Here is a 14,301-nt window from a genome sequence, read left to right as displayed (position 1 = left end):
CTGGTCGTCGCCGGCTGTGTATTCCCGAGAAGGTGTGCAGCGCACTGCATGATTCTCATACAGGTGGATTCACGGATGCACGCCAGCACAGGGCGTGCTTCGCCCCAGCGGCTCCACGCCGAGTCCTGCCTCCGCTGCCTGGGCAGCCCAAATGCGCGGACAGGGGCCGTCGCTCATTCCACTCCCCCCGGGAGGGGTTGTCAGGCCCGGGAACGTCGGCCAGTCTCCCGCGTCCATGCACGAGACTCGCCTCACCGAGCTGCGCGCCGAGTTGTCCGCGACCCACCACGATGCTCGCGTCACCAGGATGGTCGAGTTGGGCCGCCTCGCGCCGACGAACTCCGAGGTCCGCGAGGTCCTTGGGCACTTGTCCCAGGGCGATGCCCATGACCGGCAGCTCGCGCTCTTCGCCCAGTACAGCTGGCGCGATGGGCGGCAGGTGCTCTCCGCCACCACCGACGTGTCCGCTCGCGTCCGGTCCCTGGCCTACCATCTGGTGCCCCTGGCCTGTGACGACACGCAGGCGCTGGAGGCGCTGAAGATGGCGCGCGTCGTTCGCCGGCAGGATGGACTCCTCCGAGGGCTCGTGCGGACCGAGCGGAGGGGCGTCATCGATGCGTATCTCGACGGGCTGGCCTCCTGTGCGGACGTGCCTGACTTCGCTGACGCCGTCCCCTGGGCCACCCCGGAGGGAATCCGCCGCCACCTCCCCCGAGCACTCACGCGCCCCAGCATGCGCTTCTGGAACCGGTTGGCGCACGACGCCCCCGGCATCCTCGCGGAGGTGCTCTCCGCGCGACTGAAGGCGGTGACGGGCGAGCCCGACCCCGTGACGAGGATGTACCTCCGGGCGTACCTGCCTCGCATCGCCGATCAGGCTCCCGACGCGGCCCTGGAAGTGTTCGAGCTGCTGCTCTCCCGCCACATCCACCCCGATACCTATGACTGGCATTGCCTGGTGCTTCATCGGCCCGAGGCCGCCGTGGCGCTGCTCCAGCGGCATGAGCACGCCCCTGTCTTCGAGAAGCAGTTCGCCCGCGCCGCGCCGCGATTGAGCGAGGAGGCGCTCGTGTGGCTCGTTCGCCGCGCGCCCATCACGCTGGGGGACGCCAGGACCCTGCTGCCCCGGCTCTCCGAGTCCGCCCGTCGCGCCGTGGTCGAGGCGTGGTGCGCGGCCGTGGATGTGGCTCCGGACTGGGGCGCGCAGTTGCTCCGCTCCATCCCCGACACCCACGAGCGAGACCGCGTCCACGCGCGCTGGAGCGTGGCCGCGAGGAATCCGGAGGGCATCATCCCTCCCGCCACGCTGACCGCGCTGCCCAACGATTTGCGTGAGCGCGAGGCGCGCCGACACCTCCACGAGGTCGTCGCCCTGGGCACCCGCCCCCTGCCGCGCATGGAGTACGCGCGACTGCTCTCGTGGGACGAGGCAGAAGCGCTCCTCAAGTCCCATCTGGGCCACCCGGAGGGCAACATCCGCGGCGAGGCGCTGGCTTCGCTGCTGGCCATCCCCGGGTTGCGCGCCGACGAGCCGGCCCTGGTGGACCGCGCCCTACCCCTGGTCCTGGCACGCAAGAACGAGCAGGACCCCGTGCGCATGGCGATGCTGGGTGCGCTCGTGCTGTGGCCCCGCCGTGTGTGGCGCGCGGAGCACACCGAGGCCGTGGGCCGGATTCTGCGCGACGCGCTGGATGCGGCGGACCTGTCCCATCGGACCGCGGTGCTCGCCGAGACGCTGCTGCTGCGCACCTTCGCCCAGGCTCCCGCTTGGGGCGCGACGTGGTTGGCCACCCTGCTCAAGGAGCGCGGCCAGCTCTTCAACACGCGCCTGGGCGAGTTCCTCACGGATGACGAGGTGCGCACCGCCGCGCCCCACCTCCTGGGCATCGCCCGGGGATGGGCTCAGCGCGAGCGTGGGGGGCCGATGCTGGCGCTGGTGAACAGCCTGGGCGAGCGTGTGAGCCTGGTGCCGGGCCTGCCCGAGCTCGCCGCATCCATTCGCGACGAGACGCCCTGGTCCTTGCTGGCGCTGGGGCTGGCCCAGTGGCAGTCCAAGTACGACCGGGCGGGCTTCGAGTCCACCGTGGGCGCCGTGGTCCGGCGCTTCCACGACCGGGGTTGGTTCTCCGAAATCATCGCGCTGGCCCACTCGGAGGAGGAGGCACGGCCGCTGCACTCCGAGCTCGTCTCCGCACTGGAGCGTGTGGCGCTCCACATGGGGAAGGAGGCTCACTCCGCCTTGACGGTGCTCCGCTCCAGGGCGTGGATGGCCTTTGACGGGTTGCTGCCTCGGTTGCTGCGGTCTGATGCCAGCGTCATCTGCTTCCCCGTCGTTCACACGTACCTGCACCGCCGCAGGCAGGAGCTGCTGACGCCCTACCTGAGCGCGCCCGTCATCACGGGCCGCTTCGCGACGGCGAAGACCGGCTGGCTGCTGGCGTTCAACGCCAACGGCTTCCATCGGTGGACGTCGGAGCAGAGCGCCCTGTACTCGAACGCGGTGGGGCGGCTGGTCGAGGACCTGGAGCGCGACACGCCGACGTTGCTCTGGGGCGTCGCGACGCTCGCGGCGGTGGATTGGGCGCCGATGGAGGGGCTGTGCGCGCTGGTGGATGACGCGCGGCTCGCGGTGCGCGACAAGGCCATCCAGGTCCTGTCGCGGTGCGACCAGGGCCAGGGGGTGCCGACGCTGCTGCGCTGCCTGGAGGATGCCCGCGCGCGCGTCGCCATCTACGGACTGCGACGTGCTTTCAACGGCATGCCTCCCGGGCGTGTGCTGTCGCTGTTGGCCAGCGTCCCGCTCACCAAGGTCACCGTCGCCAAGGAGGTGGTGCGCCTGCTGGGGGAGCTGCGCGCGGACGCCGCCTACGAGCGACTCCTGGAGTTGGATGGAATGCGCCTGCATCGGGATGTGCGCATCGCCATGCTGCGCGCGCTCTGGGACCACCTGGAGCGCGAGCCCACCTGGACTGTCTTCGCCCGTGCGGTGGAGGACGCCGACTGGGTCATGGCCGCGCGCCTGGGCGACGTTCCCGCGGACCGGCTCACCGAGGACTCTGACCGCAAGCTGTCCGCGCTGCTCGGACGGGTGCTGGCGCGGCCCGAGCCGGAGGCGCGCATTGAACTGCTCCAGCGTGCGGCGTGGCTCGGCGTGAAGGATGTCGAGCGGACCTTCCTCTCCGCCTGTGGGGCTCGGCTGGCGTCGCCCTACGATGACGAGGGGGGCGCGGCCATGCGGGCCGTACTCCATCGCTCCAATGAGCATGACCTGGAGCGATTGGAGGGCATGTTGGAAGCAGTGGCCCCGGACCGGCGCGCGTTGACCGTGGCGCTGGAACAGCTCCTGCGCCTCGACGTGAAGTCCCGCGCCAGCTACGTGCTGGCGGCGCGTGCGGCCGAGCAGGTTCTCTCCCAGGACAGCCGCCTGGCGCCGCTGCGTGTGCGGTGCGCCACGGCGGCGCTGGCGCCTCGGGAGCTGGCGGAGCGACTGGTCCACATGGGCGAGGCGGGCCATCTGCATGCGGATGCGCTGGAGGCGTGCCGTGCCGCGGTGAACACGTTGCCCGTGGGCGACCTGGAAGCCGTGGAGGCCCGACTCACCATGAGCGGGAGCGCGGAGGCACGGCGCGTGGCGGTGTGGTGCCTGGTGCGCGACTCGGCGCCGGGGCGTGGATGGACGCCGGAGCGCCTGGGCCGGCTGAAGCGGCTCCAGCAGGACGTGTCGCCGCTGGTCTCCGGTGCCGCACAGGCCATCTTTCCGCCTCGCGAGCAGGTGTCGCCGGCCGTGGCGCCCTCCACGTAGGACCGCTCACCCTGGGCGGTCTGGCCTTCATCCATCGATAGGCATTGAGCCGAGGACGATTCCCATGACCCCTCCCCACCCTGCCCCCCTGTCTGTTCTAAGCGATGCCCAGGTCCAACAGTTCATCGAGGAAGGCTTCGTCCGGCTCGATGACGCATTTCCCAGACAGGTCGCGGACGCCGCGCGCGACATCCTCTGGCGCGACACGGGCTGCTCCCCGGAAGACCCACCCACCTGGACACGTCCCGTCATCCGGCTCGGTGAGTACGTCCAGGAGCCCTTTCGGCAAGCAGCCAACACTCCACGATTGAGGGCCGCGTACGACCAGCTCGTCGGTCCCGGGAGATGGGCTCCCCGGATGAGCCTGGGCAGCTTTCCCATCCGCTTCCCCAGCGCCGAGAACCCCGGCGACGACGGTTGGCACGTCGACACGAGCTTCCCGCCTCCCGATGGAGGAACGGGCTCCTTCTTCGAGTGGCGCGCCAATGTCGCCTCCCAGGGGCGCGCGCTGCTGATGCTGTTCCTGTTCTCCGACGTCGGAGAGCACGACGCCCCCACGCGCATCCGCGTCGGCTCCCACTGGGACATCGCGAGACTCCTCGCCCCGGAAGGCGCCGCGGGACTGAGCTTCATGGAGATCGCGAGCAGGCTCGACACCACCACCCACTGTCCTGAAGCGCTGGCCACCGGTGACGCGGGAACCGTCTACCTGTGCCACCCCTTCATCGTGCACGCGGCGCAGCCCCACCGGGGTACGCGGCCACGCTTCATGGCCCAGCCTCCACTGTTCCCCTCGGGGCCCAGGACGCTCGAAAGCAACGACGGTGACGAGTTTCCCGTCACGCGTGCGATTCGCCGGGCGCTCGGCGCGACTCCCGCGCCCTGACGAACCGTCCGCCGCGTTCGAACATGGAGCGTGGAGCCGCCCCCCGCGGGTCGGCTCCACGCTCCCGTCGAATCCCAACCGCAACGGTCATCCCGCCCCGGACCCGCACCGCGTGGGGTGTGAGGAAGCAAGGCACGCTCCGGGGTGCATCTCCTGGAAGACACGGCCCGCGAACAGGTGGCGCATTTCTCGCGAGAGAATCTCCACCCGCGCCACAACCCCCTGGTTTCCCAGCGCTTTCGCCAGCAAGTCCCCTGAAGGGATTCAGGTGGGCGTCGCGTCTCGCATGACGCTGCGGATGCTCAGGTCCAATTGGCTCTGGAGCACGCGAAGCAGGCTGCTGAGCCCCTGGGTGTCCTCGCCCAGTCGGGCCGCGAGGCGCTGGCGCACATCATCACGCAGCCGCTCCCGCGACTGCGCCAGCCACCGCTTCACCGTGGACCGGTCCACCTGATACGCGCGGGCAATCTGCGCCGTCCCCAACCCCTCCACCAGATGCAGGCGCAGGAGCGTCCGTGAGCGCGGCTCCAGCGCCTTGAGCGCCTCCTGGAACGCCGCCGCGAAGTCCTCGCGATAGTGCTCCTGGATGAACCGCCGGTCCGCGTCCACCTCCGGCACGCTCGTTTCCGCGAGCTTGGAGTCGTCCAGATCGAACGAAATCCTCCGCTCCCGCATCAGGTTGAGCGCGGTGCGCAGCGCCGCGACACGGAGCCACGCCAAGAGGGTGCCCTCTCCCTCGTAATCCGCGATTCGCGGAGCGCGATCACCGCTGGGAAGAAAAAGCTTCACGCGCAGCACCTGGAGCGCCTCGTCCACCACCGAGACTTCCATTCCTCGGTGCAGCAACGCTTTTCGGAGCTGTGGGACGTAGCGGGCCTCGAACTCCGCAAGGGCCTGCGCATCACCGCGAGCGCAGGCTCGCGCGAAAGACACGTCTACTTCATGGTCGGTGCCATTCATCGTCATGACCGCCCACGTCGGTTATCGTCCTCGCGTCATGGAATGCCTCGAGACGCGACGACTCTTCGCCTTCGCACAGGGTGAACTGGACGCAGAAGCCGCGCACCAGGTGGAGCAGCATCTTGATTCCTGCGCCTCCTGTCGAGCACTCGTAGGGGAGGCGGCCCGCACGGAGGACGGGGAAGCAGGCTCGTCCACTCCGTCCCCTTCCTCGTCGGTCCCCCCGCTCTCCTGGCTCGAGCGCGGCGCGCTGCTGGGCCGCTACGTCGTGCTCGAGCGCATCGGAGCGGGCGGCATGGGCGTCGTCCACGCCGCATATGACCCGGAGCTGGACCGTCGCGTCGCGCTCAAGCTGATTCGCATCGACTCGACGACCCCCGCCCACCTGGAGCGCGCGCAGGCCCGACTGCTGCGCGAGGCCCAGGCCACCGCGCGCGTCATCCACCCCAACGTCATCACCATCCACGACGTGGGCCGCTTCGGGGAGCACGTCTTCCTCGCCATGGAGCTGGTGGACGGCACCACCCTGCGCTCGCACATCCGCGCTCGCAAGGGACGCAACGACTGGCGCGAGACACTGAGCCTCTTCATCCAGGCGGGACGCGGTCTCGCCGCCGCGCATGCCCAGGGACTGGTCCACCGCGACTTCAAGCCAGACAACGCGCTCGTCGGCAAGGACGGCCGCGTGCGCATCACCGACTTCGGACTGGCGCGCATCGTCGAGGGCATCGACGACACGCCCACGCCTCCGGGCTCCTCGTCTCCCGTTCCCCTGCGCTCCGAGTGGCACACCCGCTCGGACATGGTGCTGGGAACTCCCGCGTACATGGCTCCCGAGCAGAAGCGCGGCGAGCCCTCCGATGCGCGCAGCGACCAGTACAGCTTCTGCGTCGCGCTCCATGAAGCGCTCTACGGCAAGCGGCCTTTCGCCAGGCCCGCCGCGGTGGTGAACGCCACGCCGGAGGCCCCCCTTCCCGAGCCAGGGCCGCGCCCGCCGCAGGGCTCGGATGTTCCCGCATGGGTGCATCAGGTGATTCTCCAGGGACTCTCCGCATCACCCGACGCGCGCCACGACTCCATGGAGGCGCTGCTGCGCAGGCTCGGCCATGCCCCGGGAGAAAAATGGCGGCGCGCGGTGCTCGCCGCGAGCGCGGGTTTGTTGCTCCTCGCCGGTGGCGCGGCCCTTCACCGCTCCACCTCCGGAGACCCCTGCGCGGGCAGCGAGCAGTCCCTCATCGGCATCTGGGACGCCTCCCGCAAGGCCACCGTCCAGACCGTCTTCAAGAGCAGCCCCCTCCCCTACGCCGCCGGAGCCTGGAGCGAGGTGGAGCGCACCCTGGACGGCTTCGCGCGCAACTGGGTGGCGGCGAGTCACGAGGCCTGCGTCGCCACGCGCGTGAAGGGCCAGCAGACCGAACGCCTGCTCGAACGGCGCGTCATCTGCCTGGACCAGCGACTCAAGGACCTGGGCGCCGTGGTGGACACGCTCGCGACCGCGGACACGCAGGTCATCCAGAACTCGCCGCGCATGGCGCACGGCCTGGAGAACCTCTCGGTCTGCGCGAACCTCTCCGCGCTCGCCGCACCGGAGCCTCCGCCCACCGACGAGTCGAGCCAGAAACACATGGAGGCCGTGCGCGCTCAGCGCGCGCAGGTCCGCGCGAAGCTCACCGCGGGCCAGTTGGCCCCTGCCCTCGCGCTCGCGACCGAGGTGGCACGCGAGGCGCACGAGATTGGCTACGGGCCCCTGGAGGCCGAGGTCCTGGACCTCGTCGCCGAATCCCAGGGAAAGAACCTCGCCTACCGCGACGCCATCAAGACCCTGCACCACGCCATCCAGGTCGCCACCGCGAGCCGCCACGACCGCCAGGCCGCCGAGTCCTGGGCGGGGATGATCCGGCTCATCAGTCTGGTGGGGCCCGAAGTGGACCCCGATGGCGTGGCCCCGGCCCATGCGGAAGCCGCCCTCAAGCGGCTGGGCGAAGACGCACGCATCGAGGCGATGTACTTCCGCAACCTCGCCAGCCTGCACCGCACCCGAGGCCGCCCCGCGGAGGCGCTGGCCGCGAGCGAGAAGGCGGTGGAGCTCGCCCGGAAGGTCTACACCGCGAACGAACCCGAGCTCGGGACGGCGCTGCTCACGATGAGCCACGCACTCCATGAGTTCAATCGCCACGCGGAGGGCCTGCGCTACCTGCTCGAGGCGGAGGCCATCTACCGGAAGACCTACGGCCCCAATCATCCCTATCTGGCGACCGTCCTGGGCAACCTCTCCGTGTTCAGCATCCGGGTCGGCGACTCCGAGAGCGCGCTGAAATACGCCAGGGAGTCCCTGGCCATCCACCAGGGCGCCTATGGCGAGGAGAGCGAGCCCGCCGCCAGCGTGCTTCACAACATCGGCGGCTTCCTGCTGGAGCTGGGGCGCACGGAGGAGAGCATCCAGCACTATCAGCGGGCGATTCGCATCCGCGAGAAGGTGATGGGCCCCGAGCATCCCGAGGTCGCCTCCTCCCTGTCGAGGCTCGGGACCGCGCTGGCCTCCCTGGGGCACTTCGAGGAGGCCTTGAAGCATCACCAGCGCGCCTTGCTCATCAACGAGAAGAGCCTGGGCCCCCAACACTCCATGGTGGCGCTCGACCTGCTCGGCATCGGCGATGACTACCAGGGGCTCGGAGCCCCGAAGAAAGCGATTCCCTTCCTCGAGCGGTCGGTGACGGTCTACGAGAAACAGACGTCGACGAAGAACGACGACTTCCTCGCGGATGCCCGGTTCTCGCTCGCGCGTGCGCTCATGAGCACGTCCAACGGCCTGGAGCGGGCCCGCCAGCTCGCCACCGCCACGCAGGAATACAACCACCGCTTCCCCAAGCCCCGAGCCCGGCAGGTCAAGGAAGTCGAACAGTGGCTGGCGACCCATCGCGCGCCGGGCCCCCGCCAGGCTCCGAGCGAAGCCGAGACACGCGAACCCGGTCCCCATTATCCTCCGGCGCATGGCCAGCCCCTATGACGTGACACCGGTGCGCAGCCCCTCGGAGCTCGCGCGAATCCTGGACCTCCAGCGCAAGAACCTGCCCAAAGCCATCAGCGCGGACGAGATGCGCGCACAGGGATTCGTCACCGTGGAGCATGACGTGGCGGCCCTGGAGCGGATGCACGCCCTGGCCCCCAGCGTCATCGCGAGCCACGCGGGAGAGCTCGTGGCCTACGCGCTGACGATGCCCCGGGAGTGCCGCTCGCTGATGCCCGTGCTCGTCCCCATGTTCGACCTGCTGGACACGCTGGACTACCAGGGCCGTCCGCTGGGTGAGCAGCGCTTCTATGTCATGGGGCAGATCTGCATCGACAAGGCCCACCGGGGCGTGGGGCTGTTCGACCAGCTCTATGCCGGGCATCGCGAGCTGTACCGCGAGCGCTTCGACGTGCTGGTGACGGAGGTCGCGACCCGGAACACCCGCTCCCTGCGCGCCCACGAGCGCGTGGGGTTCAAGCCGCTACACACCTACCGCGACGCGACGGACGAGTGGGCCATCGTCGCCTGGGACTGGAGCGAGCCCTCCGCGTAGCCCGCCGCTCCGGGCTCCGGCCGGCGCCCCGACAGCGGCGCGGCCGGCCCGTGATGCACGCGACGTCAGGACATCTTCGCCATGCGTCGGCAGGACTCGACGCAGCGGCGACAGGACTCCGCGCAGGCCTTCATCACCGCGTCGTCCGCCATGCGCTCGCACGCGACGGCACACCGCTCGCAGACCTCCGCGCAGACAGCGCACGTCTGCGGATGCAGCGGCGAGGTACGCAGCATGAAGTCCGCGCTCGTCTTGCACATCTGCACACAGTCCTCCAGCAGGCGGATGGTGTCCGCCGAGGCCATCTTCCCGCCCTTCTGGAGGCAGTACGTCATCGTCTGCAGGCACACGGCCGCGCAGGACATGCAGTTGCTGATGCAGGCGCGCATGTCATCCGTGAGTTGACTGTTCGCGCCGACGAGGAACGGCTGCATCTGGAACTTCTGGGATTCCACCTGAGCCATGCGACAACCTCCGTGCGTTGGGTTCGCGTACAGGTGGGGAGGGACAGGGCGCTTCACAACGGCCGCGGGGGCTTCGCAGGGGCGAGCGGAGAGACAGGGCCTGGGCACCATGGCTGGCGACCAGACGTGCTCGTGGTGGCCAGAGCGGACCGCCTGCTCATGAGGAAGGGGGCGTGGCTAGAACCAGGCCGAGCACTGCCCGGAGCTGGTGTTGCACAGCCGCAGATGGAAGCGCGCGACGCCCGAGTAGCTCCCATTCCACGCGGCGTTGACGACCCACCCATCGGCGTAGAACTGGAGCTTGACGCCACTGCCGTGGCTGCTGGTGGACCACGTGCCCTTGTAGTAGCCGCCGCCCGTGGCCGTCCACGTCTTGCACACGCTCGCCTTCCTGCCGCCCGGCGCCGTCAACGTGGTGCAAGCCCTGGCGAGTTCGGCATCGGCGGACGCGTCCGGGGCGGCATCGGGGACCGGGTTCGACCCGGCCACACCCGCCGCGGCCAGAATGCCTGCGAGGACCTGAAACATGGCGTGACGCTCCTGCCCGCATGGGGCCGTGCAGCCGATGCCGGCTGATGAGAGCGGCCAAGCTGCCGTCGAGGCCTCGGAGCGGCAATGCACCCCGGAGGGACCCTCTCTACCTGATGCGAGACACGTCACCGCGGGCCAGCGACCCGCACGCGGCCCCGCACCTCGACGCGGACGCCGCGCCAGGGCCCGACGACGGAAAAACGCCGGCCCCCCCGAAAGTCCTGGGGAGGTCCGGCGTCGCGCGCGGCCAGGATGGCCCTGGCCCGGGTCGCGCTAGAGCGCGGTGGCCCAACGCGTGTCGTGGTCGCTCCAGAAGCGGTGCAGGTAATTGTCGGCCTGCTGGATGATGACGGCCTCCGTCCCGTCATCGAGGACGGCCGTCACGGTGATGGCGTTCATGTTCCAGTTGTCACCCGTGGCGAAGATGTCCGGCTGGCCGGAGGTGAACTGGATGCTGAACTCGACGAGGTTGGCGAGCAGCATGCCCGTGGGCGTCACCATCGTCACGGTGTGCGAGGTCCAGTCAGGCCAGCGCGCGCCGTTGTTCAGGTTGATGCTGGCCGTGAGCTGGTTGCCGGACAGCCCCACGTACTTGATCGCGGCCACCGCGTGGCTGGCATTGCGCAGGTCGTCTCCGCCCGTGGCGACGGTGATGCGGAGCCGGGTGACGGAACGGAGTCCATCGTCGGCGTGCGCCATTCCGGGCAGCAGGAACAGCACGGCGGCGGCAAGCATCGCCATCAGGCTCGAACCAAAGCGAGGCGTCATCGCAGTGGGGAAAAGGGCAGCGGTCATCGTCGTCTCCTCTAGGGGTGGGTCACACTCGTGGGCATGGCGCGGCCCCAGGGGCCACGTCGCTCACGAAGCGAAGCCAAGGTGCCGCGAAGCCAGGAACCTGCCCACTGCCAGATTTCTTGCCCTGCCCCGGATGACGGCGAAGTGGAACCCTCGCGAGCATGGGAAGACTCGCGACACTCCCCCTGCTCCTGGGGCTGCTCTGGAGCACACCGCTGCTCGCCGCGACGGCCGAGGACTTCGGCGCACAGCCGGAGGCGCTGCGCATCCAGGTGGTGACCTTCGGTCCCGGCACATACGTCCAGGAGCGCTTCGGACACAGCGCCCTCTGGGTCGAGGATACGCGGCTGCGTGAGGTCGCGCTCTACAGCTATGGCGTGACCTCCCACGGCCCCGCCGCCGAGGTGCGCTACCTCCTGGAGCGACCCACCTATTGGGCCGCCCGGCTCTCGGTGGAGCATTCGTTCTTCCTCTATCGCGCGCGGGGGCGCTCCATCTTCCTCCAGGAGCTGGACCTGTCCGTGGAGCAGCGGCGCCGACTCCTCGCGCGCCTCGAACGCGACGTGAATCCCGAGACGCGCGAGTACGCGTATGACCCGCTGCGGGGAAACTGCGCGACGCGCCTGCGCGATGCATTGGACGACGCCCTGGGCGGAGCGCTGCACGCCCGGCTCGCGGGCCCCGCCGCGCTGACCCACCGCGAGCACCTTCGCCGCTACACCCGCGACACCCCGCTGTTCCAGTGGGCGCTGATGCTCTGGCTGAACGACGACGTGGACGCGCCGATGACCCGGTGGGAGGAGGCCGCCTTTCCCCTGGAGCTGGCCCGGGCACTCGCGGAGTTCTCCTTCATGAGCGGACAGGGCACTTCGACTCCGCTCGTGAGGCGAAGCCACGATGAGCACCTGACCACCACCATTCCTCCCCCGCTGGCCCCGGGCCCGACCTCGCTGACGCGAGGGCTCCTCGCCCTCCTCGTTGCGGGCGCGATGGTCCTGCTCGCGGTGCCCCGCGCGCATACGCACCGTCGCGCCTTCCGAGTCACCTTCGGCCTGTACCACGCGTTCATCGGCGCGACGCTCGGCACGGCGGGCGCCATCGGCTTCGTCCTGATGCTCGGCTCCGAGCACCCCTACTTCGGCCTCAACGAGAACCAGTGGCTGGCCCATCCCCTCTCACTCGCGCTGCTCCCGCTCGGCCTGGGCATCGCCTGGGGGAACGAGCGCGCCGAGCGCCGGGCACGTCACTGCGTCGGCGTGCTCACCCTCGGCTCCCTGCTGGCGGTGCTGCTCAAGCTGTCGCCCACGTCACACCAGGAAACGCTCGAGCCGATGACCGTCCTGCTCGCCGCGAACATCGGACTGGCGCTCGTCCACGTGAAGCGGTGGCGGGCCCCCCAGACGCTCACCCACCGGCGAGGAGCATCACTTCGACCCGAGCCCCACCCTCCGGGAGATTCGACGCGCGCAGCGACCCTCCACTCGCCTCGATGAGCCCGCCCACCAGCCGCATTCCCAGGCCCGAGCCCTCCGGCTTCGTCGTGCCTCCCGTGAGACGCGCCCCGTCCAGCAACCCCGCCCGGAAGCCCGGCCCGTCATCACTCACCCGCAGGAGGATGTTCCGCGTGCCGCCCTCCGGCTCGACGCTCACCTGGACGGTGCCGGCGCCACGTTGCCCATCCCCTTCACACGCATTCACGAGCAGGTTCGTCACCACGTGCGCCAGCCCCCGCTCGCCGCCCACCACCCAGACGCGCGGCCCCTGTCCCTCCGGTGCCCCGGGCCCGAGCAGGATTCGCACATGCGAGTAGCGCGTCTGGACCACGGCGGCCGCGTTGCGCAGGGTGGCGGAGACCTCGACGGGGGTCGCCTCGTCAATCATCGCCAGCTCGCCCAGGGCGCGTGACTTCACGCTCTCCACGAACTCCCACAGCTCGCGCAGGTCCGACGCCAGCCCCTGCACATGCCGCGAGCACGAGGCGCCTCCCGGGTCTCTCAGGAGCAGGTCCGCGCGAAGCCGCGCCGCCGACAGGAGCGTCCGCGCATCGTGGTGCTCGCGCAGGATGACGCTCAGGTTCGTGCGCGCCCGGCGAATCCTCACCCCCTCCGCACCGGACTTGAGGACCATCCGGCGCGCCACGCCACACGCGACCGCGGCCACGCTCCCCGCGCTGCCGACGAAGATGACGAGCAGCGCGACCTCCGAAACGCCATACGTCAGTTGACTGGCATTGAACCGGAAGTCGAGGGCGACGAGTCCCCCCAGGAGCAGCAGGTTCGCGCCGGTGCCCACCCAGGCGACACGAGGTGACAGTCGCAACGCGGTGATGAAGACCACCGCGATGACGGCGGAGGGGTCCGGCATCCGCAACAGGCCGGTGTAGCTGTCGCCATGCCACAACAACGTGGACAGGAGCGTGCCCTGGGCGACCACGGCATCCAGGAGCGCGGAGGCCACCAGCAGCCTCGGACCGAACAGTCGCCGCCGTCCCGCCCAGAACGCGACGACGGACAGCGTCATGCCCGAAAGCAACAAGGCCAGCTCCAGCACCGCGGCCGGCCAGCCCCCATCCGCGGCCACGCCTCCCAACGCCAGGAAGCGCGCCATGACCAGCGCGCAGAAGACGATGCGCACCGCGCTCACCAGCACTTCGCCGTCGTTGGACGCATCGGTGAGGACCTTGCGTGTTATGCTTTCCTGTATGGCCATGGTCCAACACCTCCTGCTGATAGAGGACTCGGTCAGCCTGGCGCGCGTGCTCGAAGACGTCCTGCAATCCCGCGCTGAACGAATCACGCACGTCACCACCCTCGCCGCCGCGCGCGAGGTGCTGCGAACCCAACCTCCCGACGCGGTGCTCCTGGACGTCAGCCTTCCGGACGGCACCAGCGACTCCCTGCTGGATGACCTGCTCGCGGTGGAGCCCCTGCCGTATGTCATTGCCATCAGCGGCAGCGCGACGGCCGAGCAGGCCTTCCGACTGGCCGCCAGTGGCGTGCGCGCCTTCGTCCCCAAGCCGCTGGACCTCGCGCGGCTGGAAGCCGTGTGGACCCAGACGCTGTCAGGCCCTCCGGAGCTGGGCCCCGCGTTGAGGGCGAGCGCCGGCAAGGTGCCGCTGCATCACTTCGAGAGCCTGGTCCGCGACACCCTCGTGGACGAGGCCCTTGCCAGGTCCGGAGGCAGCGTGCGCGGCGCCGCGAAGCTGCTCCAGATTTCCCGCCAGCTCCTCCAACACATTCTCAACGCCCGGGATTGAGTCGGGCCTCCTCGCGGCTACCTCCGGTCCGGCGTTCCGGCGAA

Annotated in this window: 11 protein-coding genes; 6 read left to right on the top strand and 5 right to left on the bottom strand. The window is 69.9% G+C overall.

From position 1 onward, the window contains the following. Nucleotides 1-235 precede the first annotated feature (235 nt). A complete protein-coding gene (locus HUA76_RS24885) occupies nucleotides 236-3,802 on the top strand; it encodes a hypothetical protein (RefSeq protein ID WP_254614465.1) in 3,567 nt (1,188 codons plus the stop codon). 64 nt (nucleotides 3,803-3,866) lie between these two features. Continuing rightward, complete coding sequence (locus HUA76_RS24880; protein ID WP_174462267.1) at nucleotides 3,867-4,688, top strand: phytanoyl-CoA dioxygenase family protein; 822 nt, start codon at nucleotides 3,867-3,869, stop codon at nucleotides 4,686-4,688. 264 nt (nucleotides 4,689-4,952) lie between these two features. Here the strand turns inward: HUA76_RS24880 and HUA76_RS24875 are convergent, their stop codons facing one another. Beyond that, nucleotides 4,953-5,648 (bottom strand): sigma-70 family RNA polymerase sigma factor, encoded by a 696-nt coding sequence (locus HUA76_RS24875; protein ID WP_254614481.1) that lies wholly within the window; start codon nucleotides 5,646-5,648, stop codon nucleotides 4,953-4,955. A 37-nt stretch (nucleotides 5,649-5,685) separates the two neighbouring features. On the opposite strand from HUA76_RS24875, the gene HUA76_RS24870 reads away from it, so the two are divergent. Both HUA76_RS24870 and HUA76_RS24865 read left to right on the top strand, forming a co-directional pair. Then, nucleotides 5,686-8,655, top strand: coding sequence for a tetratricopeptide repeat protein (locus HUA76_RS24870; protein WP_174462265.1), 2,970 nt, complete (start codon nucleotides 5,686-5,688; stop codon nucleotides 8,653-8,655). Further along, the gene (locus HUA76_RS24865; protein WP_174462264.1) at nucleotides 8,639-9,211 is read left to right on the top strand and encodes a GNAT family N-acetyltransferase; all 573 of its coding nucleotides are present in this window, start codon (nucleotides 8,639-8,641) and stop codon (nucleotides 9,209-9,211) included. Before HUA76_RS24870 ends, HUA76_RS24865 begins: the two co-directional genes overlap by 17 nt. Nucleotides 9,212-9,276: 65 nt before the next feature. On the opposite strand, the gene HUA76_RS24860 is transcribed toward HUA76_RS24865, so the two are convergent. The 3 genes from HUA76_RS24860 to HUA76_RS24850 all read right to left on the bottom strand — a co-directional run bounded on the left by HUA76_RS24860 (nucleotide 9,277) and on the right by HUA76_RS24850 (nucleotide 11,001). Further along, nucleotides 9,277-9,675, bottom strand: coding sequence for a four-helix bundle copper-binding protein (locus tag HUA76_RS24860; RefSeq protein ID WP_217440161.1), 399 nt, complete (start codon nucleotides 9,673-9,675; stop codon nucleotides 9,277-9,279). Between the two features lie 177 nt (nucleotides 9,676-9,852). Next, on the bottom strand, nucleotides 9,853-10,203 hold the full coding sequence (locus HUA76_RS24855; protein WP_174455092.1) for a hypothetical protein: 351 nt from the start codon (nucleotides 10,201-10,203) through the stop codon (nucleotides 9,853-9,855). 276 nt (nucleotides 10,204-10,479) lie between these two features. Continuing rightward, nucleotides 10,480-11,001 (bottom strand): hypothetical protein, encoded by a 522-nt coding sequence (locus tag HUA76_RS24850; protein WP_174455091.1) that lies wholly within the window; start codon nucleotides 10,999-11,001, stop codon nucleotides 10,480-10,482. A gap of 161 nt (nucleotides 11,002-11,162) precedes the next feature. Between HUA76_RS24850 and HUA76_RS24845 the strand changes: the two genes are divergently transcribed. Next, on the top strand, nucleotides 11,163-12,494 hold the full coding sequence (locus tag HUA76_RS24845; protein ID WP_174462263.1) for a DUF4105 domain-containing protein: 1,332 nt from the start codon (nucleotides 11,163-11,165) through the stop codon (nucleotides 12,492-12,494). Here the strand turns inward: HUA76_RS24845 and HUA76_RS24840 are convergent. Beyond that, nucleotides 12,406-13,710, bottom strand: a complete 1,305-nt coding sequence (locus HUA76_RS24840; RefSeq protein ID WP_174462262.1) for a sensor histidine kinase KdpD — start codon at nucleotides 13,708-13,710, stop codon at nucleotides 12,406-12,408. The genes HUA76_RS24845 and HUA76_RS24840 overlap by 89 nt on opposite strands. Between HUA76_RS24840 and HUA76_RS24835 the strand changes: the two genes are divergently transcribed. Then, nucleotides 13,709-14,257: a response regulator gene (locus HUA76_RS24835; protein WP_254614464.1), complete on the top strand. Its 549-nt coding sequence runs from the start codon at nucleotides 13,709-13,711 to the stop codon at nucleotides 14,255-14,257. The two genes, HUA76_RS24840 and HUA76_RS24835, sit on opposite strands and share 2 nt — an antisense overlap. Nucleotides 14,258-14,301: the final 44 nt, after the last annotated feature.

The sequence above is a fragment of the Myxococcus sp. CA056 genome (assembly GCF_013336715.1).
GTDB classification, from domain to species: Bacteria; Myxococcota; Myxococcia; order Myxococcales; family Myxococcaceae; genus Myxococcus; species Myxococcus llanfairpwllgwyngyllgogerychwyrndrobwllllantysiliogogogochensis.
Note: the sequence above shows the minus strand (reverse complement) of the source record. Positions and strands in the feature narration are given on the sequence as shown.

Excerpts from the sequence above, each read along its gene's own strand:
- HUA76_RS24885 (WP_254614465.1), top strand. The coding sequence starts at position 236 with ATGCACGAGACTCGCCTCACCGAGCTGCGCGCCGAGTTGTCCGCGACC.
- HUA76_RS24880 (WP_174462267.1), top strand. The coding sequence starts at position 3,867 with ATGACCCCTCCCCACCCTGCCCCCCTGTCTGTTCTAAGCGATGCCCAG.
- HUA76_RS24875 (WP_254614481.1), bottom strand. The coding sequence starts at position 5,648 with ATGAATGGCACCGACCATGAAGTAGACGTGTCTTTCGCGCGAGCCTGC.
- HUA76_RS24870 (WP_174462265.1), top strand. The coding sequence starts at position 5,686 with ATGGAATGCCTCGAGACGCGACGACTCTTCGCCTTCGCACAGGGTGAA.
- HUA76_RS24865 (WP_174462264.1), top strand. The coding sequence starts at position 8,639 with ATGGCCAGCCCCTATGACGTGACACCGGTGCGCAGCCCCTCGGAGCTC.
- HUA76_RS24860 (WP_217440161.1), bottom strand. The coding sequence starts at position 9,675 with ATGGCTCAGGTGGAATCCCAGAAGTTCCAGATGCAGCCGTTCCTCGTC.
- HUA76_RS24855 (WP_174455092.1), bottom strand. The coding sequence starts at position 10,203 with ATGTTTCAGGTCCTCGCAGGCATTCTGGCCGCGGCGGGTGTGGCCGGG.
- HUA76_RS24850 (WP_174455091.1), bottom strand. The coding sequence starts at position 11,001 with ATGACCGCTGCCCTTTTCCCCACTGCGATGACGCCTCGCTTTGGTTCG.
- HUA76_RS24845 (WP_174462263.1), top strand. The coding sequence starts at position 11,163 with ATGGGAAGACTCGCGACACTCCCCCTGCTCCTGGGGCTGCTCTGGAGC.
- HUA76_RS24835 (WP_254614464.1), top strand. The coding sequence starts at position 13,709 with ATGGTCCAACACCTCCTGCTGATAGAGGACTCGGTCAGCCTGGCGCGC.
- HUA76_RS24840 (WP_174462262.1), bottom strand. The coding sequence starts at position 13,710 with ATGGCCATACAGGAAAGCATAACACGCAAGGTCCTCACCGATGCGTCC.